Origin of the sequence: Luteibacter aegosomatissinici, assembly GCF_023078495.1 — a bacterium.
GTDB classification, from domain to species: domain Bacteria; phylum Pseudomonadota; class Gammaproteobacteria; order Xanthomonadales; family Rhodanobacteraceae; genus Luteibacter; species Luteibacter aegosomatissinici.
Genome location: NZ_CP095742.1, coordinates 124845 through 151051 on the forward strand (window position 1 = coordinate 124845; position 26207 = coordinate 151051).

The following is a 26207-nucleotide window of genomic DNA, read 5'->3' on the forward strand; positions in this document are numbered from 1 at the left end:
AGCCAGGAGGAGTCACGCATGATCGTGCTTCGTGTGAATGGCGAAGACCGTCAGGTCGATGTGCCGCCGGAGATGCCCCTGCTTTGGGTACTTCGTGACGTCGTTGGGCTGACCGGTACGAAATTCGGTTGTGGCATCGCCCAGTGCGGCGCTTGCACGGTGCATCTGGATGGCAAGCCGGTGCGCTCCTGCCAGCTTCCGGTGTCAGCAATTGGTGACCGCGCGATCACGACGATTGAAGGCGTCGGCACCACGCCGGAAGGAGCGAAAGTGCAGCAAGCCTGGCTGGCGCTCGATGTCGTCCAGTGTGGCTACTGCCAATCAGGCCAGATCATGTCGGCGGCGGCGCTGCTGGCACGGACACCCAAGCCGAGCGATGCCGATATCGATGCAGCGATGTCGGGAAACATCTGCCGTTGCGGCACGTACGTGCGCATCCGCGAAGCGATCCACCAGGCGGCCACCGGCGAAGCCCATGGCCTGCAGGTCATCGTCGATGGGAGCCCGTCATGAGCGCCCGGGTCGAGCACGATGGCATGGATCCCGGACGGCGCGCCGCGCTCAAGGTCGCGGGCAGTGGCCTGGCGGTCGCTTTTCTCTGGACGGCGGGGATGGGGCCCGCGGTGGCCGCCATGAATGCCCGCCGCCAGGATGCCGATGCCGCAGCCAGCGCCGCGGATGGCAATCCACCGTTCGCACCGAATGCCTTCATTCGCATCGACGCCGACGGTAAGGTGCGCCTCGTGATGCCGACGGTCGAGATGGGCCAGGCTATCTACACCGGCATTTCGATGATGCTGGCCGAAGAGCTCGGCGTGGGTATGGATCAGATCACGATCGAGCACTCGCCGCCCAATGATGCGCTGTATGGGCAGGCGTTGCTGGGCGGCGGCCAGATCACCGGTGGTTCCACCAGCACGCGCGGGCAGTGGCAGGTGTTGCGCGAAGCGGGCGCTGTCGCACGCGAGATGCTGATCGCTGCGGCGGCCGCGCAGTGGCACGCTGAACCCGCAGAGTGCAGTGTGGCGCGAGGCGTCATTACCCACGCGCCTTCCGGCCGCACGCTCGGCTTTGGTTCGGTGGCCAATGCCGCGGGCAAGTTGCCGCAACCCGCTAACGTCACGCTAAAGCAGCGCAAGGATTTCACCCTCATCGGCAAGCCACTGCGTCGCGTCGATTCGCCCGACAAGGTCAATGGCGCCACGCAGTTCGGCATCGATGTGAACGTGCCGGGCATGAAGTTCGCCGCCGTGCGCACCAGTCCCGAACTCGCGGGTACGCTGGGCGCAGTGGATGACACGGCTGCCCGGGCCATCCCGGGCGTTATCGACATCATCAAGCTCGATAACGCCGTCGCCGTGGTGGGCAGTAACTACTGGATCGCATCGCGGGGGCTCGAGGCGCTACAGATCACGTGGAAGCCGGGTGTCAACGCGAACCTGGATACACAGGGCCTCATCGATGCCTTGAAGCGGAGCTCCCAGGATGGGCCCGTGCTGGTCGGGCGCAAACCGAAGGGCGATGCGCCCGCGGGCGGTAAGCAAGTGGACGCGGAATTCATTACCCCGATGCTCGCGCACGCGCCCATGGAGCCACTGAACGCGACCGTGCATGTCACGCCGGGGAAATGCGAAGTGTGGACCGGCACGCAGGTGCCCACCCGCGTCGTGGCGGAAGCGGCCCGCATCTGCGGCATACCCGCCGACGCAGTCACATTGCACGGACACTATCTCGGGGGTGGCTTCGGCCGCCGCCTGGAGACCGACCAGGTGGAGCAGGCCATCGCCTTCGCCAAGCAGGTGGCTTACCCGCTGAAGGTGATCTGGAGCCGTGAGGAGGATATCCGCCACGACCGCGTGCGCCCGCTGTACTTCGATCGCATCTCGGCGACGTTGGATAGTGACGGCAAGCCGGTCGCGTGGCATCACCGTATTACCAGCGGCACCGTGCTGGGCCGTTGGCTGCCGGGTGCCATGGGCAAGGACGGCATGGACAGCGATGCGATCGAATCCGCCGCCGACCTGCCGTACGTGATGGACAACGCGCTCGTCGAGTGGGTGCGCCACGACATGCCACCTGGGCTGGTGGTCGGCTGGTGGCGCGGCGTGGGTCCGACGCACAACCTCTGGGTGGTTGAGAGTTTCATCGATGAACTGGCGCATGCGGCCGGGAAGGACCCGGTCGCATTTCGGCGGGCGATCATGGCACCGGGTTCGCGGCCGCTCGGCGTGCTGGATCGCGTCGCCAAAGAGATCGGCTGGGGCAGCCCGTTACCTGCACGTTGCGGGCGCGGCATCGCGGTGGGTTCGCCGTTCGGCAGCCATGTGTGCCTGGCGGTCGAAGTGGAGGTGACGGCGCAGGGTGTGGTGAAACTGCGGCGGGCCGTGGCCGCGATCGACAACGGCATTACGATCAATCCAAGTTCGGTCAAGGCACAGATCGAAGGCGGCGTGTTGTTCGGGCTCAGTGCGGCGCTCTACAGCGGGATCACCCTGGAGCACGGTGCGATCCAGCAGAGTAATTTCCACGATTACCGCAACCTGCGTATCAACGAGACACCGCTCTTCGAGGTGCACCAGGTGGAGAGCGATGAGGCGCCGGGCGGCATTGGTGAGGTGGGTACCGCGATTGCCGCACCGGCCCTGGCCAATGCCATCTTCGCGGCGACCGGGATCCGGCTGCACCAGATGCCGGTGGCACGCACGTCACTGGCGCAACCCGAAGCAATGAAACACGTGGCCGATACCGGTACGGGCGGGGAGGGCGTGGCATGAAACGCGTGCTGATCATCCTGCTGGTGCTTGTCGTCATTGGGGCGGCGGTTTTCTTCTGGCGTACGCGGCCCGATACCGCCGACGGTACCGCTCCCGTGATTGCTGGTGCTCCATCGAATGCGGACCCCGTGGCGCGCGGTGCCTACCTGGCGCGCGCAGCCGATTGCGTGGCGTGTCATACCGTGGCCGAGGGTGGCAAACCCTTCGCCGGCGGCGTGGCCTTCACGTTGCCATTCGGCACCATCTACTCATCCAACATCACCGCCGACCCGGAAACCGGCATCGGCACGTGGACCGACGATGAGTTCGTGCGTGCGGTTCGCGAAGGCATTCGCAACGATGGAAAACACCTGTATCCCGCCTTCCCGTATACCTCGTACACCGAGCTGAGCCGGGCCGATGTGCTGGCGATCAAGGCGTGGTTGTTCACCCAGCCGAAGGTGCACCAGGAAAACCGGCCCAATGAGCTCGGGTTCCCTTATAACCAGCGCTGGGCCATGGCGTTCTGGAATGCCGCGTTCTTCCGTAGCCATCGCTTTGAACCGGATCCGGCGCGGCCACCGGCATGGAACTCGGGTGCCTACCTTGCCGGCGCGCTCGGCCATTGCGGCGAATGCCATACCCCGCGCAACTTCGGATTTGGCATGAACCAGGGCGATGCCCTCGCGGGTGAAGTGCTGCAGGGCTGGCGTGCCTACAACATCACCTCCGACAACGTGCATGGCGTGGGCCAGTGGTCGGATGAGGCGCTGGCGCAGTACCTGCGTACGGGCCATGCCGAGGGGCACGCCTCGGCATCGGGCCCCATGGGCGAAGCCGTGGCGCATAGCCTGCAATTCCTTACGCCGGAGGATACGTCTGCGCTGGTGAGCTGGTTGCGCACGGTGCCGGCACGTGAGGGCAAGGATCCGATCGTGGTGGACCCGAAGGCCCAGGCGATGCTGGCGTCCACCGAGGCTGCCCCGGGCGGAGATACCCCCGCGAATGCCATGGGCCTGCAGTTGTTCGAGGGCGCGTGTGCGAGCTGCCACCAATGGAATGGCGCCGGCCAGCAGTCCTCGTATGCCAGCCTGGCAGGTACGCGCGGCGTCAACGATCCCAAAGGCGCCAACGTCACCCAGGCCATCCTCCAGGGCGTGAAGATGCGCATCGGCGAGAACGAGGTGTACATGCCCGCCTTTGGTCATGCCTACAGCGACGCGGAAGTCGCTGCGCTGGCGAACTACGTGATCGCCCACTTCGGCGGGAAGCAAGGTGAAGTGACACCCGAAGAAGTAGCGCGCCGGCGTGCCCTATGAAAAATTCACAGGTCCTTGCGACATTTCAACGTGCAAGGATTAGCTACAATGTCCGGCGAGTGGGGCAAGCACTCGCGACAGGGCAACGGGCATGCGTTACGAGAAGGGCCATAAGGAGCTGACACGACAGCGGATTGTCGAAGCAGCGTCGGAGCGGTTTCGCGCCGATGGCATTGATGCGGTCGGGGTCGTCAGCCTGATGGGCGACGTCGGCCTGACCCAGGGGGGCTTCTATAACCACTTCCCCTCCAAGGAGGATCTGGTACGGGAGTGCGTTGCCAGTGGCGTTGCCGAGGCCACCCAGCGCATGGCCGATCGGGTGGCCCATTCGCGCGGCGAACGCTATCGCGCGCTGGTCAACGAATACCTGTCCACGGACCATCGCGATAACCCCGCGAACGGTTGCGTCGCCGCATCGCTCGCCAGCGAGCTGGCCCGCCGGCCCGAGGAAACGCGCGCCGTGTTCACTGAAGGCGTCGGCGGCATGCTTGAGCTCATCGCGTCCACGTTGCCGGAGACGGTACGTGGCAAGCGCCGGCGCACGCTGGCCACGGCGGTGCTGGCCTCGATGGTGGGTTCACTCGCACTGGCGCGCGCGGTAGCGGATGGCGCGATGTCCGATGACCTGCTGCACGTGGGGCGCCAGTCCGCACTGGCGTTGATCGAAGCCGGCTGATTACTTCGCGGGAACAGGCGGCTTGCCCATGGCGGCCGTCTTTTCCGCGATCTTTGCCTTGATCGCGGGCATGGCCGCGAGGGCGGCGCGTTCGCCTTCCAGGATGGCCACGTTCTTCTGGTCGAAATCCGTGGGGCCGATCTGCCCGACTTTCGGGCGAATCACGATGTCCGCCCGGCCAAGCTCCTGCTCGGCGAGCTTGCGGCCCATGATGGTGATGGACTGGCCGACGATGCCGACCATGTTGGCAGGGTTGCTGCCGTCAGGGCGGGCCGAGATATCCACCGCGATCACGATATCGGCGCCGAGCTGGCGCGCGGCATCGACCGGGACCGGGCTGACCACGCCGCCATCGACGAAATGCTTGCCGTTGATCTCCACCGGCTCGAACACGCCCGGGATGCTGCTGGAGGCACGTACCGCCTGGCCCGTGTTGCCCCTGACGAAGATGGCCCGGTCACCCGTCTCCAGGACGGTGGCGACGGCGGCGAACGGCGTACGCAGCTTTTCGATCGGCTGCTGCTTCACCAGCTCGTTCACGTAATCCTGCAGCTTCTGCCCCTGCACCATGCCGCCGGAGAAGAAGCGCACATCGCGGATGCGGCCTTCGTCGAGCGAGAAGGCCGTTTCCTGCAGCTGGAAGGCATCCATGCCGCTGGCGTAAAGCGCGCCGACCACGCTGCCGGCGCTGGTGCCCGAAACGACATCCACGTGGATGCCGCTGGCTTCCAGCATTTTGATGACCCCGATATGGGCGAAGCCCTTCGCGGCACCGCCGCCCAGCGCCAGGCCGATGCGTGGCTTGGCGGCCAGCACCGGTACCGCGTTATCGGGGCGCTGGTCGGGCTTGGTGGCGCCGCCGCCAAAGCAGCCCGTGAGCAGGCAGGCCAGCAGGAGCGGGATCAGGCTAAGGCGGCGGGACATCATGTCGTCGGGGTCTCGGGAGGGTTTAGCCGCGGGTCTGGTCGGCTTCAAGGTGGTAGCGGGTGGCGATCTCGATCTCGTGCTTCGAGCCAAGGAACACCGGGACGCGCTGGTGCAGGCCCGTGGGCTGGATCGCCATGATCCGCTCGCGGCCGGTGGTGGCCGCGCCGCCGGCCTGCTCGATGATGAAGGCCATGGGGTTGGCTTCGTACATCAGGCGCAGCTTGCCGGTGCCACCCTTGGCCGTGATCTTGGCGTCCAGCGGATAGAAGAACACGCCGCCGCGGGTAATGATGCGGTGTACGTCGGCCACCATGGATGCCACCCAGCGCATGTTGAAGTCCCGGCCCCGCGGGCCCGTTGTGCCGGCCAGCAGTTCGCCAATGTAGCGCTGCATCGGGGCTTCCCAATGGCGCTGGTTGGACATATTGATGGCGAACTCGCCCGTTTCGGCCGGGATGGTGATGTCTCGCTTGGTCAGCACGAAGCTGCCGTGCTCGCGATCCAGGGTGAATTCGTGCACGCCGTGGCCGAACGTCAGCACCAGCAGGGTGCTCGGGCCATACACCACGTAGCCTGCGGCGACCTGCGCGGTACCCGGCTGCAGGAAATCCTCGGTGGTGGGCTCGGTGACGCCATCGGGGCAGCGCAGCACCGAGAAGATGGTACCCACCGACACGTTCACGTCGATGTTCGACGAGCCATCCAGCGGATCGAACAGCAGCAGGTGGTGGCCCTTGGGGTAAGCGTCCGGGATCGGCTGCGGGTCTTCCATTTCCTCGGACGCGCAGGCGGCGAGGTGGCCACCCCAGGCGTTGGCTTCGAGCAGGATCTCGTTGGAGATCACGTCCAGCTTCTTCTGCGCCTCGCCCTGCACGTTGTCCGAGCCGGCGTTACCCAGTACCCCGCCCAGTGCACCCTTGCCGGTGGCCACGGAGATGCGCTTGCAGGCGCGCGCCACCACCTCGATCAGCAGGCTGAGCTCGCTGTAAACGTGGCCAGCTCGCTTCTCTTCGATCAGGAACTGGATCAATGAAATCGGTTTCGTCATCACAAGGGCCCGGGCACGAAAGCACGCATTGTCCGGGTGCCGGGTGAATGGCGCCAGAGGGGCCTGCTGACAGTACGTTGTCAGTAGCCCCCGCGCACACTCTTCCCTACCGAAGCATTGGGGAATGCGCAGCCATGAACCGTTTCCTGGATCGTATCGCCGATCTCTACGCACCCGTCGGCCAGCGCGGGCTGTTTATGGACGGCCAGTACCGCTTTGCAGCGGATCAGCCGCGCGGCAAGGCCAGCCCGGCTGCCCGCAAGCCTGCGGAGGAGCGCCCGGCCACCTGGCGCCCCGGTCGCTACCTGGCAGTGAAATGAGCTCCTGCACACACATCAGGCACTTGAGAGAAGAGGGAAGGGAATGAACACGAGCCGCATCGTTTTCCATCATGGCCCGCAGAGCCGCTCCACCAGCACGCTCATGTTGCTGGAGGAGCTGGGCGCCCAGTACGACATGCATGTGCTGAACCTCGCCGCCGGTGAACAACGCCAGGCGGCTTACCTCAAGGTGAATCCGATGGGGAAGGTGCCGGCCATCTCGCACCACGGCCAGCTGGTCACCGAGCGGCCGGCGATCTTCAACTACCTGGCCGATCTGTTCCCCCAGGCCGGGCTGGCACCGGGCCTGGGCGATCCATTGCGTGGGCCGTACCTGCGCTGGCTGGCGTTCTACGGGTCGTGCTTCGAACCGGCCGTGCTGGACAAGTACATGAACAACGCCGTGCCCCCGGCCGGCACATGCCCCTATGGCGACCACGACACGGTGCTGGCGCTCATCGAGGCGCAGCTGAAAACGGGGCCGTGGCTGCTCGGCGACCGGTTCACGGCGGCGGATATCCTCTGGGCCAATGCGCTGGACTACACGATGTCGTTTGGCCTGGTCATGCGGCGCCCCGTGTTCGAGAGCTACGTGGCCCGCCTGAAGGTGCGCCCGGCCATCATCCGGGCTGCCGAGCAGGACGAGGCGCTCGCCCGCGCCCAGCAGCGGGCTGCCGCCTGAGGCCGTGGGCATGGTCCGGCGCCGTGACTTCCATCGCTTCCCGCGCGTCGCGCGGAAAGCGATGATGTGCGAATGCGCCGCGCCGACCGCCTGTTCCTCATCATCAACGCCCTGCGTGGGCGGCGCACGGCGCTGCCTGCCCGGCAGTTGGCCGAAACCCTCGAGGTCTCGTTGCGCACGGTCTATCGCGACGTGGCGGATCTCCAGCTCTCCGGCGTGCCCATCGAGGGCGAAGCCGGCGTCGGCTACCTGCTGCGCAAGGGCTCGGATATTCCGCCGCTGATGTTCTCGGCCGACGAACTCGAAGCGCTGGTCGCCGGTACGCGTTTCGTGCGTGCCTTCGCCGGCGAGCGCCTGGCGCGGCAGGCGCAGGCGGCGCTGATCAAGATCGAAGCCGTGCTTCCGCCCGATCTTCGCGAACGCGCCGCACAGTCGAAAATCTTCGCGCCGATCTGGCGCGATCCGGAGCAGAACCGCGTTGCGCAACTGCTTGATCGCCTGCACGAGGCGGTGTTGCAGCGGCATGTGCTGTGCCTGGAGTATCGCGATGTGCAAGGCCGTCCGAGCACACGCGAAGTCGAGCCGCTCTGCCTGTCGTTCTGGGGTGGTGCATGGACGCTGACGGCGTGGTGCCGCCACCGCGACGACTTCCGCAATTTCCGGCCCGATCGCATCGAGGCGCTCCGCGAATCCGGCGAAACGTTCAAGGATGTGCCTGGCCGCGACCTGAAAACGTTCCTCGAGACCATCCGCGGCTACTACGGCGGCCTGGAATAACCTCCTACAGGAGCCATGCCCGACCAATGTCACGGGTCATCGCCTGGCGCCCCATGCGATCATCGGGTCTCTCCACGTCCCCCCATTGGAAGCCGCATGACCCCCTGGATCCGCGCCATTGCCTTCGCCGGCCTTTTCGCCGGTGCCGCCCACGCCAGCCAGCAGGCGGATGACGCCTTCAAGGCGATTTACGAGAAGGAGTGGTCGTGGCGCAACGGGCAGGCCGGCATCCTCACCTCGGGTGAGGCTCAGCCGGGCGATGGCCGCCTGGATACCGTGGATGCGACGAACCAGGCCAAACGGCTGGCCTACTGGAACGACGTGCTGGCGCAGCTTGACCGGATCGACAAGCGCGAGCTGGGCGACGAAGCGCGGATCGATTTCGAGGTCTACCGCGAGCAGGTGTACAACCTGGCCGCCGCGCAGCGCTTCGGCCAGTGGCAGATGCCGTTCAACAGCGACTCGGCGTTCTGGTCCGATGTGGGCTACGTGATGCACGGCGACGACCTGCGTACGCGGGATGATTACAACGCCTATGTGGCGCGCCTGAAGCAGATCCCCAACTGGATGGACCAGGAGATCGCGAACATGCGCCTGGGCCTGGCGCGTGGCTTCACCGTGCCGCGCGCCGTGCTCGATGGCCGCGACGTGTCGATCGCGGCAGTGGCGGAGCTGAAGAGCCCGGAAGACAGCGCACTATACGAGCCGTTCAAACACATGCCTGCGACGATGCCGGCGAAGGATGCGGAGGCGCTGCGCGCGCAGGCACGCGATGCCATCGCGAAAGGCGTGATTCCCGCTTACGGCAAGCTGCTCACCTTCTTCCGCCATGAGTACCTGCCGAAGGCGCGCGCCACGCTCGCGGCCGAAGCCATGCCCGATGGCAAGGCGTATTACCTGCAGCAGATCCGCGAATACACCACGCTGGAACTCACCCCCGACCAGATCCACGCGATCGGCCTGCGCGAGGTGGCAAGCATCCACGCACGCATGCTCGAGGTGATGAAGGAAACCGACTTCAAGGGCGATTTCCCGGCATTCCTGCGGTTCCTGCGTACCGATCCGCAGTTCTACGCGAAGACGCCCGATGAACTGCTGATGCGCACCGCGTGGGTGGCCAAGCAGGTGGATGGCGATCTGTCGAAGTACTTCGGCCTGCTGCCGCGCCAGCGGTTCGCCATCAAGCCGGTGCCGGCGGATATCGCGCCGTACTACACCTCCGGCCGCGGTGGTGCCGATGTGTACCTGGTGAACACTTACGACCTGCCGTCACGTCCGCTGTTCAATATGCCGGCGCTCACGCTGCACGAATCGATGCCGGGCCATGCGTTGCAGCTGGCGCTGTCCGCCGAGCAGCAGGGCCTCCCGGCGTTCCGCCGCGATGGGTATATCTCGGCGTATGGCGAGGGCTGGGCGCTGTACTCGGAGTACCTGGGCGAAGAGATGGGCATCTACCACACGCCCTATGAGCGCTTCGGTTATCTCACCTACCAGATGTGGCGGGCGTGCCGCCTGGTGGTTGATACCGGCATCCACCACCTGGGCTGGACCCGCCAGCAGGCGATCGATTACCTGACCGAAAACACGGCGCTGAGCCAGCGCGAGATCGCCAACGAGGTGGACCGCTACATCAGCTGGCCCGGCCAGGCGCTGTCGTATGAGCTGGGCTACCTGAAGATCCGCGAACTTCGCGAGCGCGCGGAAAAGCAGCTGGGCGAGAAATTCGACCTGCGCGCGTTCCATGACATGGTGCTGGCGATGGGCAGCGTGCCCATGCCGGTGCTGGAAGAGCGCGTGGATGCGTGGATCACCAGCCGGAAGGGCTAACCGCGCGCCCCTACACCAAAGACTACACGTATGTAGTATGATGCATCACAACTCCACAGGTGAAGTTGTGATGCGTCCAGCCATCCGAACCGAACCCACCCCTGGCGGCGACCTTGGCGGGCCTGCCCTCCGGGCCTTTTTCAGCCTGGCCGACCACTGGAAGCTGAAGGGCGCGGAGCAGCGCACGTTGCTGGGCGATCCGCCCGAATCCACCTATTTCAAGTGGAAGAAGCAGCAGGAAGGTTCGCCGTCGCGCGATGTCATCGAGCGGATCAGCTATCTGCTCGGTATCTGGAAAGACCTGCAGATCCTCTTCCCCGACCCCTCCCAGGCCGATGCCTGGGTACGCAAGCCTAACGACGCCCCCCTGTTCGGCGGCCGTTCGGCGCTGGATCGCATGCTTTCCGGCAACGTCGCCGACCTTTACGTCGTCCGCCAATACCTGGACGCCCAGCGCGGCTGGAACGGATGAGCGCCGCGCCACCGCTCCGCCGCATCCGCTGGAGCCACGCGTACCGCATCGTTTCCAGCCGTTTCCCACCCGTCGGCCTGTTCGATCGCATTGCCGATCCCAAGGACATCGACGCGGTGATGCAGATCGAATCGCTGACCAACCCGCGCCTGCGCGACGAAATCGGCGCGTTGAGCCTGGTCCCGCCCGAGCGCCGCATCGCAGGGCCAGGGTCCAGCCCGGTCATGGCGGCGTTTGCGCATATATCGCCGGATGGCAGCCGCTTCAGCGATGGGCACTGGGGTGTGTTCTACGCGGCGCACACGGTGGCCACCGCCATCGAGGAGACGGTGTTTCATCGCGAGGCGTTCATGGCCGCGACGAAAGAACCACCGACCGACGTGCAGGTGCGTTGCTATCGCACATCGATCGCCGGTCGGTTCCACGACATCCGCGGTGGCTGGCCGGCGGAACACGATCCCGATTCCTACTCGGCAAGCGTGAAACTGGCCCGCGAACTTCGCGACAGCGGTTCCAACGGCATCGTGTACGACAGCGCCCGGCACGCGGGCGGTGAATGCGTGGCGGCGTTCTACCCGGATGTGGTCGCGCCCTGCACACAGGCAGAACACTTCATTTACCGATGGAATGGCCAGCGCATTGAAGCGGTGCTCAAGGTCACACCCGTGGAACGCCAGGGTTTGTCGCGCGGCACCTAATCGGGTTACGGTCGGGGGATGAAACGCCTGACGATCGTCCTCACCCTGCTGTTCCTCGCCTTCGGCGCCGCCGCCAAGGATAACGACCACGCCAAGTGGGAGCCTGATATCCAGGCTTTCGAAGCATCGGACAAGGCTGCGCCCCCACCGCAGCACGCGGTGCTTTTCATCGGCAGTTCCTCCATCCGGTTCTGGAAGACGCTCGATACCGATTTTCCTGGCTACAAAGTGATCAACCGGGGCTTCGGCGGATCCGATCTCGATGACAGCACGGCGTTCGCCGATCGCATCGTCAAGCCGTACCACCCGGCGGCGATCGTGGTGTATGCCGGTGATAACGACCTGCAGAACGGCGACAGCCCGGAGCAGGTGCGCGACGATTTCACCGCTTTCGTGGCGAAGGTGCGTTCCTACGATCCGCAAGTTCCCATCGCTTTCATTTCGATCAAGCCCAGCATCGCTCGCCTGAACCTGTTGCCGCAGATCGATCTCGCCAACCAGCTCGTGCGCGACCAGGCCATGAAGGAGAAGGGGGTGGCGTTCCTCGATGTGGCGCCCGCCATGGTCGATGCGAACGGCCAGCCCAAACCGGATCTGTTCGTCGCGGATGGCCTGCACATGAGCCCGCAGGGCTACGCCCTGTGGGTGGCGCAGGTGAAGCCGTGGCTGGCCGACCACGCGATGGCCGCCCAAGTTAAACAGAGCCCAAACGAAGCCACGAAGTAGTACGGGAACTTCACGGCGCCGCCCTTATCTAAGTATTCGATCGCCGAGAGGCGACCTGTTGGCAAACGGTGGTTTTCGAACCGCGCGATTGTCCCGGGTCCCGCTATTTCCCCTGATAGCCTGGACCCGACGCGACCCCGGCAGCTCCTCCCCTAGCTGCCGGGGTTTTATTTTGCCTGGGTTTTTTGTCTGACAAAAAAATAACGGGTCGGCTTTCGCCGACCCGTCGTCGCTTGCTCCGTGTACCGGATAGCGTCAGCTGCGCATGCGGCCCGCATAAGGGCGGATCGATGTATCGAATGCACGCCACACGCCGTCGTTGCCTTCGATGTTCAACACGATGTCGGAGAGCGCATCCCGTGCCTCGAGGCGCCTTGCCTCGGTCAGGGCGCACTCCAGTGCGTCATCGCGCGAGCAGAACTCGCCATATTCGGATTCGTTCTTCTGCAGAAGCCAGAGGCCCGGACCGACCGACTCAAACGGAATATCGAAGACAACCACGATGGACCCACCCTGTTCGACCTTGGATGGTTCCATCGTAGGGGGCCGTTCGTTAGGCCGCCGTTGAGTTTCAGTTGTCTTCGCCGGAAGCGAAGCCTTCGCGGGTGCCGCGCTGGAACACCTTGTCCGATTCGAGAACCTCGGCTGCCGCGACGGCGGAACCGTGGGCGAGCTTTTCGTAGATCGGCGTGAAGTCCGGGCGCGTGGCATCGAAGAGCTGGTCAAAGCTGTCGATCACGAAGTATGTCTGCTGGTAGGTATCGATCCGGTACTTCGTGTTCATCACCCGCTCCAGGCCAAACCCGATGCGGTTGGGCGATGGCGAATCGATGGAGTAGATGGATTCGCCCTTGGAGCTGACGATGCCGGCGCCGTAGATGCGCATGCCCTCGGGTGTGTTGATGAGGCCGAACTCCACCGTGTACCAGTACAGGCGCGTGAGGTTCATCAGCGCTTCGGGCCCGATGGCATGGGCTTTCATGCCGCCCTTGCCGTAGGCCTGCATGTAATCGGCGAACACGGGGTTGAGCAGCAGCGGCACGTGGCCGAACAGGTCGTGGAACAGATCCGGTTCGGAGAGGTAATCCAGCTGGTCGGGACGGCGGATCCACCAGCTCACCGGGAAGCGGCGGTTGGCCAGGTGGTCGAAGAACACTTCATCAGGGAGCAGGCCTTCCACGGCCACGATCTGCCAGCCCGTGGCCTCGGCGAGCACCTTGTTCAGGTCATCAAAACGCGGGATACCACCTTCGCCAAAGCCAAAGCGTTCCACGCCTTCCAGGAATTCCTTGCAGGCATAGGACGGCAGCAGCTCGCGCTGGCGCTTGTACAGGGTGTCCCACACCTCGTGGTCGGTCTTCGAATAGTTCGCCCACGGCTGCTCCACGATGCCGGTCGCATAGACGGGCACGTATCCGCGGTCGGTCTGCTGGTGTTCGACGCGACGGGGGGTGTCCATGGCGGGCCTCCTTGGGGCTGCTGCGGTGGGTGATGGCAACAGCTTACGGCCAAATCCCCGCAACAGGCTTGTGTTATTGCACGAATTGCCAATGATTGTGCAATGATATTGCGTACAGGATCGATCTGGCGACATTTCCATGCAAGGCACCCTCGACCGTACCGATTTGCGCATCCTGGCCACGCTTCAGGCCAATGGCCGCATCAGCAACGCCGACCTGGCCACCGAGGTGAACCTTTCACCCTCGGCCTGCCTGCGCCGCGTACAGAAACTGGAGTCCGATGGGGTTATCGCCGGTTACGGCGCCCGGCTGGAACCGCGGGCCATCGGCCTGGGCCTGCAGGCCTTTGTCCGCGTGCAGCTATCCCGGCACGAGAGCGAGGCGGTGGCCGCCTTTTCCGCCACGGTGGCCGACTGGGACGAGGTGGTGGCCTGCCACGCACTAACCGGCGACATGGACTATCTGCTCCAGGTTTACGTGGCCGACCTGGACGGGTTCTCGGCGTTCCTGCTCGATCGGCTGCTCAACGCGGCCGGGGTGGCGGACGTCAATACGAGCTTCGTCCTGCGCACCGTCAAGGCCAGCACAGCCCTGCCGCTAGGCAATGCCAGGCCCCTTTGAGCGCGAAACCCCGGATAAATGCTAAAGCGCGCTCCTACAAATGCCGGTGGTTTAAGGAGAAATTAAGATCGCTCTAGCGGCGGAGTCGTCGCGTCGTTAATCTTGTGCGCTCCATGGAAGCCGCCACCGCCAATACCGCCCCACGCGACCGCATGCGCCCGTTGCGCTACCTGTGGCGCGTGCCGCTGGTCATCGCGCACCTTGTCTTCGCGATTTTCATTTGCGCGTTCATCCTGAGCTGGTCGACGGCCGTGATGAAAAACGGCCGGGAGCCGCTGGCCCACCGGGCCATCCGCCTGTGGTCGACGTGGCTGCTGCGGATCTTCGGTTTCACCGTTTACCGCAAAGGCACGCCGCTGCCGGATGCCGTGCTGTTCGTGGCGAACCACACCTCGTGGCTGGACATCGTGCTGCTCCATTCCCAGCGCGCCGCGTGCTTTGTCGCCAAGGCCGAGATCGCCCGCTGGCCGCTGGTCGGCTGGATGGCCGCGAAGGGCGGCACCATCTTCCACCGCCGCGGCAATAACCACTCGCTGGCCTCGGTCATGGCGGTCATGGTCGAGCGCCTTAAGGCAGGCCGTTCGGTCGCGGTGTTCCCCGAAGGCGGCACCGGCCACAACGGCGTGCTCCGGGTGTTCCACGCACGTATCTTCCAGGCGGCGCTCGATGCCGAGGTTCCGGTCCAGCCCGTCGCCCTGCGCTTCGCCAGCCATGGCCGGCGGGTGATCGACGCCGGCTTCCGCGAGCACGAGAGCTTCGTGGGCAACATCGTGCGCCTGCTCGGCGGCCCGCCGCTCGACGTGGAAGTGCACTTCCTTGAACCCGTGGCCACCTCGGCCGACGGCCGCCGGCGCATGGCCGAGACGGCCCGCGAGCGCATCGCGCTGGCGCTGGATACCGATACGCCGGCATGAGCCTGCCAACGGGCGCCGATTTCCATCCCCCGTGGCCGCTGCGCAGCGGCCACATCCAGACCATGCTTTCCTCCAGCGGCATTCGCCGCTGGCTGTTGCCCAAGCGCGCGCACCAGGTCCAGGAAGAAGCACGTGAGGTGCTGGTCGATGTCGGCCACGGCGACCGCCTCAGCGGCCGCTACACGGCACAGACGACGGGCGGTGAATCGCGCGGCCTGGCCATCCTGTTCCATGGCTGGGAAGGTAGCGTCGATTCAACCTATGTGCTGCAGACCGGTAGCCGCCTGCTCGAAGACGGGTGGGATATCTTCCGCCTGAACTTCCGAGACCACGGCGATAGCCACGGCCTGAACGAAGCGCTGTTTCATTCGTGCCGGATCGACGAAGTCGTCGTGGCGCTCGGGGAAATCTGCCGCATGTTCCCCGCCCGGGCGGTGGGGCTGGCCGGCTTCTCGCTGGGCGGCAATTTCGCCCTGCGCGCCGCCATGCTGGCTACGCGCGAGGCCGTGCCGCTCGATTACGTATGCGCCATCTGCCCGATCATCGATCCGGCCGAAGGCCTGTTCTCACTGGAGAGCGATGCGCCATGGATCTACCAGGCGTACTTCATGCGCAAATGGCGGCGTTCATTGCGCCAGAAGCAGCAGGCGTTCCCCCAGCAGACCTATTTCGAGCTGGACGAACTCAACCAGAACATGCGCGACCTTACGCGCTCGCTGGTATTGCGGCACACGGATTTCGGGTCCCTTGAGAGCTACCTCGATGGGTACTCCGTTGCCGGCGATCGCCTCAAGGGCCTGCACATCCCGGCCACCATCCTTACCTCGCGCGATGACCCCGTGATTCCCGTGGCTGCCTTCGACCAGCTCGACCTGCCGGCCAACGTGGAACTCGACATCGCCCACTACGGCGGCCACTGCGGGTTTATCCGCGACTTCGGCATGACCAGCTTTACCGACGACTACATCGCCGCCCGTTTCGACGCTATCGCGCGCTAACTCCGCCTTCGCGTTGGCAGTGTCACGCTGGCGCGCGATCTACAGCCTTACCTATGAGAAGTAGAAGGAGAGCAGCATGCGACTGAAGAGCGACAGCATCGAGAACGGCAAGCCGGTTCCGGAAAGGAATGCCTTCATGGGCCCGGCGCCGGCACCGGAGCGGATCAAGCCGGGTGGCAACGCGACCCCGCACCTCGCGTGGACCGAGGTCTCTGACAAGGCGCGGTCGTTCGTCATCGCGGTGATCGATACGGATGTGCCCTCGAAGGCCGACGACGTCAATGTCGAGGGCCGCGAGGTGCCGCGCAACCTGCCGCGCGTCGAGTTCGTGCACTGGCTCATGGCCAATATCCCGCTGGAATGCCGCGAGTTGGCGGAAGGCGCCTGCGGCGAAGGCATCGTCCCGCGCGGCAAGGGCAACGGCAAGATCAAGGATGACCTGGTCGGCCCGCCGGGTTCGGTGCAGGGCCTTAACAGCTACACCGAATGGTTCAAGGGTGATGCGGACATGGAAGGCCATTACCACGGATACGATGGCCCCTGCCCGCCGTGGAACGACTCGATCGTGCACCACTACCACTACCACGTGTACGCGCTGGACGTGCCGTCGGTGGAACTGGAAAACGGCTTCAACCTGGCCGAGCTGCGTGATGTGATCAAAGGCCATGTGGTCGACGAGGCGGTGATTACCGGCACCTATTCGCTCAACCCCAAGGTCCACGCGTGACGGCTGTGTGAACCTGTAGGAGCGCGCTCCTACATGAACGGATCTAGGCTGTGCGCGCAGTGCTTCACACCCCCTGCGCGGAGAGCGCGCCTAAATGGTGGCGCAAACCCCGGAGGGAGGAACGACAATGCTGCACTACGCCCTGGTATTCCTGGTCATCGCCATCATCGCGGCGATCTTCGGTTTCGGTGGCATCGCGGGTACCGCAGCCGGCATCGCCAAGATCCTGTTCATCATCTTCCTGATCCTGGCCATCATTTCGTTCTTCCGCGGTCGCAGCGTGTAGTCTCGGCAAGCCGGTCGGTTTATTCCGCCAGCTTGCCCCGGGGGTGGGTGCGCCACGGCTTTGTAGGAGCGCGCTTGCGCGCGATCCCCGCTGGCGACTACCTCCACATCACCTTGTGCCCCCTAAGCTCCCCCATCCCAACGCCCGAACACCCGGAGACAGCCATGACCAAGCCCGAGGACCACGTCGCCAACGCCGCCACCGCCGCCGCGAACACCGTGACGGCCGCCGCGCGCATTGAGGAACGCGCCGAGCGGGTGAAGCAGGCCACCTCCGATGCCGTCGACCGCACCCGCGATGCGGTGGACCGTGCCGCCGACCGCACCAAGGAAGCGGTGGACCGTACGGCGGATCGCGTCGAGTCGAGCTTGCACAACGCCACCGACCGCGCGGCCCACGGCGCCACGCGCGCTGCGGAAAAGGCCGAAGAGGCCAAGCTGCGCAGCAAGGAGGCGTACGACGATGCCGTGGACAAGGCAAACGACTGGCTGGATGTCGCCCGTGAGTACGTGCGCGAGAAGCCTGTCCAGTCGATTGCGCTGGCCGTGGCGGCCGGCTGGCTCGCCGGCCGCATCCTGCGCAACTGATTCGGTACGCCCAGGGGCTGATGCATGCTTGAAGACGGATCCTCAGGGCAGGACAGGATGGAAAACCCGCCGCCCGGCGACGATGCGCCGGCCGGTGGGCCGTCGCTGTCCATGCCGGCCTGGATAGATGATCTGCGCCGCCTGGGCAAGGGGCTCAAGAACCTTTTCGCGGCCCAGCTGAAGCTGGCGAGTGCCGAGCTCGGGCTCGCGCGCAGCGGCATCGTCCTCATGCTGTTCATGGGCCTGGCGGCGATCACGTTCGCCGTCGGCCTGGGCTTTACCTTGCTGGCGCTGGTGGGCTGGGCGCTCGCGCAGTGGTTCGGATCCTGGGCGTGGGCGCTGGCTGCCCTGGCGGGCATCCAGGTCATTTTGCTGTTGCTGGCCATTCTGGTCTTCCGTCACGCCATGCGCTGGCTTACCCTGCCGGCCACCCGTGCCGAATTGGCCACCCTGGCAAAGCAGGCGGCGGCGCAGGGCAAGGCCGAGGGCGAACTCCGCGAGAGGGATTGAGGCGATGGGTATTTTCAGCAGCATGGCGAAAGTGACCGCGGCGCGCGCACGCGTCGTCGCCGCGCGCGCTGAAACCGTCGAACCCGCTGCTGCGCTCATTGCCCGTGGTTACGAACATCCACTGACCGTGCTCGGCCTCGCCGCCGGGTCCGGTTTCCTGCTCAGCAGTGTCAAGGTCAATCCGCTCGGCATTCCGGGCGTCAGCAACCTCGTAGCGGGTGGCACGGCCGATATCGTCGGCAAGATCGTGTCCATCGCCGCCGGCAGCTTCCTGGGCGAAATGGCCGGTGATGCGGCGGATGCCGCCGACGAGGCAACGTGAACGAGTCACCCAATCCTCTCCCTGCGCCCGTAACCTCGGTGGCGCCCGGTGTTGCCGTAGCCACGTTAGCCACCCCGTCGTCACGCCCCGCGCGCCGCAAGCCGGGGGGAAGCAACAACGTACGCCGTATTTCGCGCAACCTGCGCGCAATACGCATTGGACTGACCGGCCTCATCCTGCTGGCGCTGCTCTATACCGTGGCCATCAGCAAGTCGCTGCTGGTGCCGCTGGTCCTGGCCGCTTTCATCGGCCTGGCGCTAAACCCGATCGTGGCCGCGGCGGCGCGCTGGCGTATCCCGCGCTGGCTTGCGGCCATGGTGGTCATGGGTTTGCTCGGCACCGGCATCGTCACTGCCGTGGGTACGCTCTCGGAACCCGCGTTGAACTGGTTCCATGAAGCACCGGCGGCGATGCGCGCATTCGCGCCCAAGATCAAGCCGATGACCCAGCAGATCGAAGCGGCGAGCCGTGCGACGCAGACGCTGGTCGGTGGCACGGTCTCGCGCGTGGCCGCCCAGCCGAACAGCTTTTCCTTCACCGCGTGGGATATCGTCGCGACCGCGCCCAAGATCATCGCGAGCGTGCTTACCGTCGCGCTGCTCGTGTTCTTCTTCCTCGTGTATGGCGACGAGATCCTCCGGCGAGCGGTCGAGATATCGCCGACCTTTGCCTACAAGCGACACACGGTCAGCATTGTCCGCAGCATCCAGGTCGAGGTATCGAGCTACCTGCTGCTCACGGCCGCCATCAACGTGACACTGGGCCTGGTGACCGCGGCCATGCTGTATCTGTATGGCGTGCCCGACCCCCTGTTGTGGGGCTGCTTCGCCACGGTGGCGAACTTCATTCCCTACGTGGGCGCGATCAGCACCACCACCGTGCTCGCCGTGGTGGGCGCGCTGCATTTCCAGGAGCTTGGCCCGGCCCTGCTGCCTGCCGCCACCTTCGCGGGCATCACCGCTGTCGAAGGCAATATGATCACGCCGATGCTGCAGGGCCGCCGCTCGCGCCTGTCGCCGGTAGCCATCCTGCTATGGCTGCTGTTGTGGGGTTGGATCTGGGGCATCCCAGGCGCGATCCTCGCCGTGCCGATGCTGACCTGCGTGAAGTTGATCACGGCCCGGCTGCGCGGGTGGGAATGGTTCGCGCATATCATTTCGCGCTGACCCGAACGCCCATCGCTGGCGAGCGCGCTCCTCCAAGGGCGACGTCCCGATGGCCAGGGTGAAGGTTTGCAAGAAATGAAAATCCGCCCGGGCGAGCGCAAAGGCATCGTGCGTGGGGTCGCAGAGCTTTTTCAATGCTGCAAAGTCATTGGCTTCCATATAGGGTTTAAGCCGCTCATCCCATGAGTCGCGGAACAACGTCTCGACGATGTAACGTTCATCCGCGTGGCGCAACGGTGTAATGCGGTCTATCGCGTACGTTCGCACTTGCACGTTGCTTAGCCCTGCCGCGCGAAGAAGGCCGACGTTTGCACGCACGGCCGCGAGTCGCCGCTCATCCACACCGTACCTGTCCCGGTAGTACGCGCGAACGGCTTCATTGACCACGCGCTCAAGCCGCGCATCCCACGCGAAGCACATGTCCGGCAGGAAGGAACTCTGCCCGAGAGCGATACGGCCGCCGGGGCGAAGCAATGCCGCCAGCGTGCGTACGCCATCCTCGGGTGAGCGGAGGTGATGGATGACATTGACCGACCAGATGAGATCGAAGGTGCTATCGGCGAACGGTGGCAGAAGCACGTCTGCGTTCACCGTGTTACCCATCGCCCTCGCAGCCACCACGTGGGGCAGGGCGAGGTCCATGCCGACCACCGTGCCGCCGGGCGTCACATGCCCGGCGATCCAGGCAAGCGCTTCACCCGTGCCGCACCCGGCATCCAGCACGCGCATGCCAGGTTCCAGTCCAAGGCTGGCGATGGCCTGGCGAAGTTCGGGCTCCGCGAACGCATTGAAGCGCCGCAGCTTTTCGCTGTAGTCGCGCGCCGTGGTATCGCCAAGCAACCCACGGGCCGGGGCCGGATTCACGCTCATGCTGCGTGAGTGCCGTCACGCGCCCATGAGGTTGCAGGAGTGCGCTTGCGCGCGATGGGAGCATGTCGCGGGGGTGTATCGCGCGCGAGCGCGCTCCTACAGGGGGCGGTATCGCCTGGGTTACCAGGCGATACGGGCGCGGTCGCGGTAGAAGTCGCCGGTGCCGGCTTCGTGTTCGCTGACCAGGGCGGCCCAGACGATGCCTTCCGCGCTCTCGGCCACGGGACGACCGCCCGCGCCGCCGAGATCGGTGGCGGTCCAGCCGGGGCAAACGGCGTTGATCAGGATGCCGCTGCCTTGCATTTCCTTCGCGATGACCTGGGTGTAGGCGTTGAGCGCGGCCTTGGAGATGCGATAGGCGGGCGCCTTTTCGCCGCACATGGCGTGCACCGCGCATTCGCTGGAGACGTTCACGACGCGGCCATAGCCGTGGCGGCGCATCAGCGGCAACGCGGCTGCCGTTAGTGACCACGCACCAAGCAGGTTGACGTCCAGCGCACCGCGAATATTCGTGAGGTCGTTGTCCGCCGATTTACCGCTATGGTCGTAGTACCCGCCGGCGTTGTTCACCAGGATATCGAGCCGGCCGAAACGCCCTTCGATGTGGGCGATGGCCGCCTCGATGTCACGTGCCTTGGTGACATCCAGCTTGATGGCATACGCATCACCCCCGAGCTCTCGAACCGCCTTCAGGGCCTTATCGCCCCTGGATGGCTCGCGCATGCCCATGAACACGGTGATGCCTAACGCTGCCAGCTGCTTGGCGACTTCCAGGCCGATTCCGCGGCTGGCGCCGCTCACCAGCGCGATGCGCTGGGTGAGCGGCGGGTCCATGGCGACCGTGGTTGGCCGCTTCGCCCGCACCGGCAGGCGGTGAACCTTCGCGCTGCTCATGGCACCTTTGCAACCTCGCTACACGAGGTATTGCCACAGGCCTCCCAGCCACCGCCGAGCGCCTTGTACAACTGGACGGCACGGACGTTGATCGCGGCTTCGGCTTCCGCAAGCTGGTCTTCTGCCGAGAGCTGGGTGCGCTCGGCGTCGAGCAACTCAAGGTAGTCCGTACGGCCTGCGTCGTAGCGAAGCTTGGCAAGTTCCGCCGCACGGCGGCTTTCCTTCGCCTGCACGAGCAGCTTCTCCACGCGCTCGCGCTGCTGGTTGAAGCCGACCAGCGAATTGTCGACATCTTCCAGCGCCGTGAGCACGGTGCGGTCGTAGTTCGCATGGGCCTCCTCGGCGCGGGCTTTCGCACCCTTTACGCCGGAGGCGACACGCTGCACGTTCAGGCCCTGCCAGGAGATACTCGGGGCCAGCGAAAACGCGCGTGAATCGGCTCCACCGAAGTCATTGCTACGGCCTGCGAGGAAGCCAATAAAGCCGCCTAGCGAGATGTGCGGGAACCAGTCCGCTTTCGCGACGCCGATGCGTGCATTTGCAGCGGCGAGCTCACGCTCGGCGATGCGGATATCCGGCCGGCGCTGCAATACGTCATCCGCGCCACCGATCGCGATGCTCACATCGATCGGTTTGAACGTGGCCGGCGAGAGATCGATATCCAGCTCACCCGGGCGCGCGCCCAGAAGCACCGCGATGCGGAACTGGTCGGCCGAGGCCTGGGTTTCCAGCACGGGCAACTGTGCTTCCACCGAGGCCAGGCGCGCCTTCGCGCTGGCCAGGTCCTGCTCGGCACCCGTGCCCACATCGACACGCGCCTGGATCACCTTCATCGAGTCCTGCTGGTTGGCGATATCGCGCTTGGCCACATCGATGCGTAGCTGGGTGCCACGCAGGTCGAAATAGTTGCGCGCCACTTCGGCGAACAACGTGACCTGCGCATCCTGCACCGACGCTTCGCCCGCGGCGGCATCGGCACGGGCGGCTTCCACCGAGCGACGAATACCGCCGAACAGATCGAGTTCCCAGGAGGCATCGAAGCCTGCCTGGTACGCCGTGGTGGTGACACGCTGGTCGGTGAAGCCCGGCTGCTGCTCGCGGCTGCGGGTGTAGGACACGCCCGTTTCCACGTCAGGGATCTGCTGCGACTTCGCCGTACCGAGTGCCGCGCGCGCCTGGTTCAGGCGGGCGAGGGCGATTTTCAGATCAGGGGCGTTCGTGGCCGCACGCTGGATCAGGCTATCCAGCGTCGGGTCACCAAACTGCTTCCACCACTGCGCCTGGAAGTTGGCCGTCGTCTGCTGCGTGGCATCGACGCCCTGCAGCGTGACCGGGTGTTCTTTCGGTGCGTGGTAATCCGGGCCCACGCTGGCACAGCCAGCGAGGACCAGGGCGGCGAACAAGGCCGTGGAACGAAGAATCGTTTTCATGGATCAGACCTCACGAGCCGCGTGTTCAAGAAGGCGACGCTCGCGGCGAGCAGCACGCTTTGCCTCGGAGCGTTCGTTCCACGCGCGGATCAGCACATAGAAGAGCGGGGTGAAGATCAGGCCGAAGAAGGTGACGCCGAGCATGCCGGCGAAAACCGCCACACCCATCGCGTGGCGCATCTCCGCACCGGCACCGTGCGAGGTCACCAGCGGCACCACGCCCATGATGAACGCGAACGAGGTCATCAGGATCGGGCGAAGACGCAGGCGGGCCGCTTCAAGCACGGCATCCACGCGGTTCATGCCTTCGATCTCGGCTTCGCGGGCGAACTCCACGATCAGGATGGCGTTCTTGCAGGCCAGGCCTACGAGCACGATCAGGCCGATCTGGGTGAAGATGTTGTTGTCGCCACCGGTCAGGATCACACCGGTAATCGCGGACAGCAGCACCATCGGCACGATCAGGATCACGGCCAGCGGCAGGCTCAGGCTTTCATACAGCGAGGCCAGCACCAGGAACACCAGCAGCACGGACAGCGGGAACACGAGTACCGCGGTATTGCCAGCGAGGATCTGCTGGTAGGTCAGCTCCGTCCACTCGTAGGTCATGCCGTTAGGCAGATTGGCCTGAACCAGCTTCTCCATCGCCGCCTGGGCCTGGCCGGTGCTGTACCCCGGCGCCGCGCCACCGTTGATCTCGGCGGTGGGGTAACCGTTGTAGTGCTGCACGCGATCCGGGCCGTTGCTCTGGCGGACGGTGAGGAACGAACCCAGCGGTACGAGATCGCCTGCGGCATTGCGCGTCTTCAGGTTGGCCACATCCGACGGCTCGTGGCGGAAGTCCGGCTCGGCGGAGACGTTGACCTGGTAGGTGCGGCCAAAGCGGTTGAAGTCGTTGACGTAGAGCGAACCGAGGTACGCGGCCATCGTCTGGAACACATCGCTCAGGTCGATGCCTTCCGACTTCGCCTTTTCGCGATCGATATCCGCGTCGTACTGCGGCACGCTCACCTGGTAGCTGGTGAACAGGTGGGCCAGCTCAGGTGTCTTCTGGCTCTGCGCAATGATGCCCTGGGTCTGCTTGAACAGCTCCTCGAAGCCCATGTCGCCGCGGTCTTCGATCTGCATGCGGAAACCGCCGATCGTGCCCAGGCCGTTCACCGGCGGGGGCGGGAAGATCGCGATATAGGCATCCTGGATCGACGCGAACTGACCGTTCAGGCGGGCAGCGATCGCTTCGGCCGAGAGATCCTTCGAGCGGCGCTCTTCGAACGGCTTCAGCGTGACGAACACAATGCCGGCATTGGTGCTGTTGGTGAAGCCATTGATCGACAGGCCCGGGAACTGCACGGCGCTTTCCACGCCCGGATCCTTCAGCGCGATATCGCCCATGCGACGGATCACGCCTTCGGTACGGTCGAGCGAGGCGGCATCCGGCAGCTGCGCGAACGACACCAGGTACTGCTTGTCCTGGGTCGGTACGAAGCCGGTCGGGGTCTTGGCGAAGCCGAGTACGCCCAGGCCCACCAGGCCCGCGTACAGCACCAGCACCACGGCCGAGAAACGCAGGATCTTCTTCACGCCGCCGACGTAGCCGTGCGAGGCCTTGTCAAACGTGCGGTTGAACGGGCGGAACAGCCAGCCGAGGCTGCGGTCCATCCACACCGTGAGCTTGTCCTTCGGCTCGTCGCGGCCCTTCAGCAGGATCGCGGCGAGTGCGGGGGAAAGCGTCAGCGAGTTGAAGGCCGAGATCACCGTGGAGATGGCGATCGTCAGCGCGAACTGGCGATAGAACTGGCCGGTAAGGCCGCTGATGAACGCAGCGGGCACGAACACGGCGCACAGCACGAGGGCCGTGGCCACGATCGGCCCGGTCACTTCGGTCATGGCCTGGCGCGTGGCCATCTTCGGCTCGAGCCCATGCTCGATATGGCGTTCGACGTTTTCGACCACGACGATCGCGTCATCCACCACGATGCCGATGGCGAGCACCAGGCCGAACAGCGAAAGCGCGTTAAGCGAGAAGCCCGCGACGTACATGATCGCGAACGTACCGATAAGCGACACCGGCACGGCGACCAGCGGGATGATCGAGGCGCGCCAGGTCTGCAGGAACAGGATGACGACGAGCACGACCAGGATGATCGCTTCGAACAGCGTATGCACCACGGCCTCGATCGAACCGCGAACGAATACGGTCGGATCGTAGACGATGGAGTAATCCACGCCCTGCGGGAATTCCTTCTTCAGCGTGGCCATCTCGGCACGCACTTCATCCGAGATCGCAATCGCGTTCGATCCCGGGCGCTGGAAGATGGGGATCGCAACGGCTTCCTTGTTGTTGAGCAGGCTGCGCAGCGCGTAGTTGTTCGAACCCAGTTCGACGCGAGCCACGTCACGCAGGTGGGTGACCGAGGCGCCATCGCTGCGGATGATGATGTTGGAGAAATCATCCTCCGTGATCAGGCGGCCGCGGGTGTTGATGTTCACCTGGAAGGCGTTGCTGTTCGGGCCGGGAGGTGCGTTCAGCGCACCAGCAGCGACTTCGATGTTCTGCTCGCGGATCGCATTGACCACGTCACCCGTGGTGAGGTTGCGGATGGCCAGCTTCTCCGGGTTCATCCAGATGCGCATGCTGTACTCGCCCGCACCGAACAGCTGCACATCGCCCACGCCATCAAGACGGGCGAGCTGGTCCTTGATGTGCGTACGCGCGTAGTTCGACAGGTAGAGCATGTCGTAGCGGTTATCCGGCGACGTGAGATGCACGACCATGGTCAGGTCGGGCGAGCTCTTGGTCGTCGTCACGCCGAGGCGCTGCACTTCCTCGGGCAGGCGCGGCTGCGCCTGGGCCACGCGGTTCTGCACCTGCACCTGGGCGTTATCCAGGTCGGTGCCCAGCGCGAACGTGACGGTGAGCGTCATCGCGCCGTCGCTGGTGGACTGCGAGGAGGTGTACAGCATGCCTTCCACGCCGTTGATCTGCTCTTCCAGCGGCGTGGCAACGGTTTCAGCGATGGTCTTGGGGTTGGCGCCGGGGTAGGTCGCCTTCACCACGACGGTGGGCGGCACCACTTCCGGGTACTCGCTGATCGGCAGCTTGAACACGGCGATACTGCCCGCGATCAGGAACAACACCGACAGCACGCCCGCTAAAATCGGGCGCTCTACGAAGAATTGAGCGATTTTCATGGTGG

27 protein-coding genes and 1 pseudogene are annotated in these 26207 nt (G+C 65.0%); 20 read left to right on the forward strand and 8 right to left on the reverse strand.

Translation table 11 applies throughout. The features are described 5' to 3' along the window. Nucleotides 1-18: 18 nt before the first annotated feature. The 4 genes from L2Y97_RS00570 to L2Y97_RS00585 all read left to right on the forward strand — a co-directional run bounded on the left by L2Y97_RS00570 (nt 19) and on the right by L2Y97_RS00585 (nt 4748). The gene (locus L2Y97_RS00570; protein WP_247431570.1) at nt 19-513 is read left to right on the forward strand and encodes a (2Fe-2S)-binding protein; all 495 of its coding nucleotides are present in this window, start codon (nt 19-21) and stop codon (nt 511-513) included. Continuing rightward, on the forward strand, nt 510-2774 hold the full coding sequence (locus L2Y97_RS00575) for a xanthine dehydrogenase family protein molybdopterin-binding subunit (RefSeq protein WP_247431573.1): 2265 nt from the start codon (nt 510-512) through the stop codon (nt 2772-2774). Before L2Y97_RS00570 ends, L2Y97_RS00575 begins: the two co-directional genes overlap by 4 nt. Then, nucleotides 2771-4072, forward strand: coding sequence for a c-type cytochrome (locus L2Y97_RS00580; protein ID WP_247431576.1), 1302 nt, complete (start codon nt 2771-2773; stop codon nt 4070-4072). The genes L2Y97_RS00575 and L2Y97_RS00580 overlap by 4 nt, the downstream gene beginning before the upstream one ends. A gap of 91 nt (nt 4073-4163) precedes the next feature. After that, the gene (locus tag L2Y97_RS00585; protein WP_247431579.1) at nt 4164-4748 is read left to right on the forward strand and encodes a TetR/AcrR family transcriptional regulator; all 585 of its coding nucleotides are present in this window, start codon (nt 4164-4166) and stop codon (nt 4746-4748) included. Here the strand turns inward: L2Y97_RS00585 and L2Y97_RS00590 are convergent, their stop codons facing one another. Beyond that, nucleotides 4749-5675 (reverse strand): patatin-like phospholipase family protein, encoded by a 927-nt coding sequence (locus tag L2Y97_RS00590; RefSeq protein WP_247431582.1) that lies wholly within the window; start codon nt 5673-5675, stop codon nt 4749-4751. Nucleotides 5676-5697: 22 nt separating this feature from the next. Further along, the gene (locus L2Y97_RS00595; RefSeq protein WP_247431585.1) at nt 5698-6723 is read right to left on the reverse strand and encodes a class 1 fructose-bisphosphatase; all 1026 of its coding nucleotides are present in this window, start codon (nt 6721-6723) and stop codon (nt 5698-5700) included. A gap of 134 nt (nt 6724-6857) precedes the next feature. Between L2Y97_RS00595 and L2Y97_RS00600 the strand changes: the two genes are divergently transcribed. The 7 genes from L2Y97_RS00600 to L2Y97_RS00630 all read left to right on the forward strand — a co-directional run bounded on the left by L2Y97_RS00600 (nt 6858) and on the right by L2Y97_RS00630 (nt 12225). Next, nucleotides 6858-7043, forward strand: a complete 186-nt coding sequence (locus tag L2Y97_RS00600; protein WP_247431587.1) for a hypothetical protein — start codon at nt 6858-6860, stop codon at nt 7041-7043. Nucleotides 7044-7086: 43 nt separating this feature from the next. Beyond that, nucleotides 7087-7725, forward strand: a complete 639-nt coding sequence (locus L2Y97_RS00605) for a glutathione S-transferase family protein (protein ID WP_247431590.1) — start codon at nt 7087-7089, stop codon at nt 7723-7725. A 72-nt stretch (nt 7726-7797) separates the two neighbouring features. Then, nucleotides 7798-8502, forward strand: coding sequence for a helix-turn-helix transcriptional regulator (locus L2Y97_RS00610; protein ID WP_247431592.1), 705 nt, complete (start codon nt 7798-7800; stop codon nt 8500-8502). Nucleotides 8503-8598: 96 nt separating this feature from the next. Beyond that, nucleotides 8599-10329: a DUF885 domain-containing protein gene (locus tag L2Y97_RS00615; protein ID WP_247431595.1), complete on the forward strand. Its 1731-nt coding sequence runs from the start codon at nt 8599-8601 to the stop codon at nt 10327-10329. A 70-nt stretch (nt 10330-10399) separates the two neighbouring features. Next, on the forward strand, nt 10400-10801 hold the full coding sequence (locus tag L2Y97_RS00620) for an MbcA/ParS/Xre antitoxin family protein (RefSeq protein WP_247431598.1): 402 nt from the start codon (nt 10400-10402) through the stop codon (nt 10799-10801). Continuing rightward, entirely contained in the window at nt 10798-11499 is a 702-nt protein-coding gene (locus L2Y97_RS00625) for an RES family NAD+ phosphorylase (RefSeq protein WP_247431600.1), read from the forward strand. The genes L2Y97_RS00620 and L2Y97_RS00625 overlap by 4 nt, the downstream gene beginning before the upstream one ends. Nucleotides 11500-11517: 18 nt before the next feature. Continuing rightward, nucleotides 11518-12225 carry an SGNH/GDSL hydrolase family protein gene (locus L2Y97_RS00630; RefSeq protein WP_247431603.1) on the forward strand — a complete coding sequence of 236 codons (708 nt, stop codon included), beginning with the start codon at nt 11518-11520 and terminating at the stop codon, nt 12223-12225. Nucleotides 12226-12480: 255 nt separating this feature from the next. Here L2Y97_RS00630 and L2Y97_RS00635 read toward each other — a convergent pair whose 3' ends face one another. Both L2Y97_RS00635 and phhA read right to left on the reverse strand, forming a co-directional pair. Beyond that, complete coding sequence (locus tag L2Y97_RS00635; RefSeq protein WP_247431605.1) at nt 12481-12762, reverse strand: hypothetical protein; 282 nt, start codon at nt 12760-12762, stop codon at nt 12481-12483. 34 nt (nt 12763-12796) lie between these two features. After that, nucleotides 12797-13684 carry a phenylalanine 4-monooxygenase gene (gene phhA, locus L2Y97_RS00640; protein ID WP_247431608.1) on the reverse strand — a complete coding sequence of 296 codons (888 nt, stop codon included), beginning with the start codon at nt 13682-13684 and terminating at the stop codon, nt 12797-12799. Nucleotides 13685-13823: 139 nt separating this feature from the next. Here phhA and L2Y97_RS00645 point away from each other — a divergent pair, with 139 nt between their 5' ends. The 9 genes from L2Y97_RS00645 to L2Y97_RS00685 all read left to right on the forward strand — a co-directional run bounded on the left by L2Y97_RS00645 (nt 13824) and on the right by L2Y97_RS00685 (nt 19816). Next, nucleotides 13824-14306 (forward strand): Lrp/AsnC family transcriptional regulator, encoded by a 483-nt coding sequence (locus L2Y97_RS00645; protein WP_247431611.1) that lies wholly within the window; start codon nt 13824-13826, stop codon nt 14304-14306. A 113-nt stretch (nt 14307-14419) separates the two neighbouring features. Then, the gene (locus L2Y97_RS00650; RefSeq protein WP_247431613.1) at nt 14420-15220 is read left to right on the forward strand and encodes a lysophospholipid acyltransferase family protein; all 801 of its coding nucleotides are present in this window, start codon (nt 14420-14422) and stop codon (nt 15218-15220) included. Then, the gene (locus L2Y97_RS00655; protein WP_247431616.1) at nt 15217-16218 is read left to right on the forward strand and encodes a YheT family hydrolase; all 1002 of its coding nucleotides are present in this window, start codon (nt 15217-15219) and stop codon (nt 16216-16218) included. Before L2Y97_RS00650 ends, L2Y97_RS00655 begins: the two co-directional genes overlap by 4 nt. 76 nt (nt 16219-16294) lie before the next feature. Then, nucleotides 16295-16945, forward strand: coding sequence for a YbhB/YbcL family Raf kinase inhibitor-like protein (locus L2Y97_RS00660; protein ID WP_247431618.1), 651 nt, complete (start codon nt 16295-16297; stop codon nt 16943-16945). Between the two features lie 127 nt (nt 16946-17072). After that, nucleotides 17073-17231: a DUF1328 domain-containing protein gene (locus L2Y97_RS00665; protein ID WP_247331038.1), complete on the forward strand. Its 159-nt coding sequence runs from the start codon at nt 17073-17075 to the stop codon at nt 17229-17231. A gap of 164 nt (nt 17232-17395) precedes the next feature. Then, entirely contained in the window at nt 17396-17818 is a 423-nt protein-coding gene (locus L2Y97_RS00670) for an ElaB/YgaM/YqjD family protein (RefSeq protein ID WP_247431621.1), read from the forward strand. 57 nt (nt 17819-17875) lie between these two features. Further along, entirely contained in the window at nt 17876-18328 is a 453-nt protein-coding gene (locus L2Y97_RS00675; RefSeq protein WP_247431624.1) for an ABC transporter ATP-binding protein, read from the forward strand. A 4-nt stretch (nt 18329-18332) separates the two neighbouring features. Then, nucleotides 18333-18650 carry a hypothetical protein gene (locus tag L2Y97_RS00680; RefSeq protein WP_247431627.1) on the forward strand — a complete coding sequence of 106 codons (318 nt, stop codon included), beginning with the start codon at nt 18333-18335 and terminating at the stop codon, nt 18648-18650. Continuing rightward, entirely contained in the window at nt 18647-19816 is a 1170-nt protein-coding gene (locus L2Y97_RS00685) for an AI-2E family transporter (RefSeq protein ID WP_247431630.1), read from the forward strand. Before L2Y97_RS00680 ends, L2Y97_RS00685 begins: the two co-directional genes overlap by 4 nt. A gap of 492 nt (nt 19817-20308) precedes the next feature. Here L2Y97_RS00685 and L2Y97_RS22440 read toward each other — a convergent pair. The 4 genes and pseudogenes from L2Y97_RS22440 to L2Y97_RS00705 all read right to left on the reverse strand — a co-directional run. Continuing rightward, nucleotides 20309-20686 (reverse strand): annotated as a pseudogene (locus L2Y97_RS22440) (class I SAM-dependent methyltransferase); the annotation flags it as partial. Nucleotides 20687-20806: 120 nt separating this feature from the next. Beyond that, nucleotides 20807-21580 carry an SDR family NAD(P)-dependent oxidoreductase gene (locus L2Y97_RS00695; RefSeq protein ID WP_247431633.1) on the reverse strand — a complete coding sequence of 258 codons (774 nt, stop codon included), beginning with the start codon at nt 21578-21580 and terminating at the stop codon, nt 20807-20809. Beyond that, nucleotides 21577-23010, reverse strand: a complete 1434-nt coding sequence (locus tag L2Y97_RS00700) for an efflux transporter outer membrane subunit (RefSeq protein WP_247431635.1) — start codon at nt 23008-23010, stop codon at nt 21577-21579. Before L2Y97_RS00700 ends, L2Y97_RS00695 begins: the two co-directional genes overlap by 4 nt. A gap of 3 nt (nt 23011-23013) precedes the next feature. Further along, nucleotides 23014-26202 carry an efflux RND transporter permease subunit gene (locus L2Y97_RS00705; RefSeq protein ID WP_247431638.1) on the reverse strand — a complete coding sequence of 1063 codons (3189 nt, stop codon included), beginning with the start codon at nt 26200-26202 and terminating at the stop codon, nt 23014-23016. Nucleotides 26203-26207: the final 5 nt, after the last annotated feature.

Coding starts and splice junctions, on each gene's coding strand:
- L2Y97_RS00570 (WP_247431570.1), top strand. CDS start 19: ATGATCGTGCTTCGTGTGAATGGCGAAGACCGTCAGGTCGATGTGCCG.
- L2Y97_RS00575 (WP_247431573.1), top strand. CDS start 510: ATGAGCGCCCGGGTCGAGCACGATGGCATGGATCCCGGACGGCGCGCC.
- L2Y97_RS00580 (WP_247431576.1), top strand. CDS start 2,771: ATGAAACGCGTGCTGATCATCCTGCTGGTGCTTGTCGTCATTGGGGCG.
- L2Y97_RS00585 (WP_247431579.1), top strand. CDS start 4,164: ATGCGTTACGAGAAGGGCCATAAGGAGCTGACACGACAGCGGATTGTC.
- L2Y97_RS00590 (WP_247431582.1), bottom strand. CDS start 5,675: ATGATGTCCCGCCGCCTTAGCCTGATCCCGCTCCTGCTGGCCTGCCTG.
- L2Y97_RS00595 (WP_247431585.1), bottom strand. CDS start 6,723: ATGACGAAACCGATTTCATTGATCCAGTTCCTGATCGAAGAGAAGCGA.
- L2Y97_RS00600 (WP_247431587.1), top strand. CDS start 6,858: ATGAACCGTTTCCTGGATCGTATCGCCGATCTCTACGCACCCGTCGGC.
- L2Y97_RS00605 (WP_247431590.1), top strand. CDS start 7,087: ATGAACACGAGCCGCATCGTTTTCCATCATGGCCCGCAGAGCCGCTCC.
- L2Y97_RS00610 (WP_247431592.1), top strand. CDS start 7,798: ATGCGCCGCGCCGACCGCCTGTTCCTCATCATCAACGCCCTGCGTGGG.
- L2Y97_RS00615 (WP_247431595.1), top strand. CDS start 8,599: ATGACCCCCTGGATCCGCGCCATTGCCTTCGCCGGCCTTTTCGCCGGT.
- L2Y97_RS00620 (WP_247431598.1), top strand. CDS start 10,400: ATGCGTCCAGCCATCCGAACCGAACCCACCCCTGGCGGCGACCTTGGC.
- L2Y97_RS00625 (WP_247431600.1), top strand. CDS start 10,798: ATGAGCGCCGCGCCACCGCTCCGCCGCATCCGCTGGAGCCACGCGTAC.
- L2Y97_RS00630 (WP_247431603.1), top strand. CDS start 11,518: ATGAAACGCCTGACGATCGTCCTCACCCTGCTGTTCCTCGCCTTCGGC.
- L2Y97_RS00635 (WP_247431605.1), bottom strand. CDS start 12,762: ATGGAACCATCCAAGGTCGAACAGGGTGGGTCCATCGTGGTTGTCTTC.
- phhA (WP_247431608.1), bottom strand. CDS start 13,684: ATGGACACCCCCCGTCGCGTCGAACACCAGCAGACCGACCGCGGATAC.
- L2Y97_RS00645 (WP_247431611.1), top strand. CDS start 13,824: ATGCAAGGCACCCTCGACCGTACCGATTTGCGCATCCTGGCCACGCTT.
- L2Y97_RS00650 (WP_247431613.1), top strand. CDS start 14,420: ATGGAAGCCGCCACCGCCAATACCGCCCCACGCGACCGCATGCGCCCG.
- L2Y97_RS00655 (WP_247431616.1), top strand. CDS start 15,217: ATGAGCCTGCCAACGGGCGCCGATTTCCATCCCCCGTGGCCGCTGCGC.
- L2Y97_RS00660 (WP_247431618.1), top strand. CDS start 16,295: ATGCGACTGAAGAGCGACAGCATCGAGAACGGCAAGCCGGTTCCGGAA.
- L2Y97_RS00665 (WP_247331038.1), top strand. CDS start 17,073: ATGCTGCACTACGCCCTGGTATTCCTGGTCATCGCCATCATCGCGGCG.
- L2Y97_RS00670 (WP_247431621.1), top strand. CDS start 17,396: ATGACCAAGCCCGAGGACCACGTCGCCAACGCCGCCACCGCCGCCGCG.
- L2Y97_RS00675 (WP_247431624.1), top strand. CDS start 17,876: ATGGAAAACCCGCCGCCCGGCGACGATGCGCCGGCCGGTGGGCCGTCG.
- L2Y97_RS00680 (WP_247431627.1), top strand. CDS start 18,333: ATGGGTATTTTCAGCAGCATGGCGAAAGTGACCGCGGCGCGCGCACGC.
- L2Y97_RS00695 (WP_247431633.1), bottom strand. CDS start 21,580: ATGAGCAGCGCGAAGGTTCACCGCCTGCCGGTGCGGGCGAAGCGGCCA.
- L2Y97_RS00700 (WP_247431635.1), bottom strand. CDS start 23,010: ATGAAAACGATTCTTCGTTCCACGGCCTTGTTCGCCGCCCTGGTCCTC.
- L2Y97_RS00705 (WP_247431638.1), bottom strand. CDS start 26,202: ATGAAAATCGCTCAATTCTTCGTAGAGCGCCCGATTTTAGCGGGCGTG.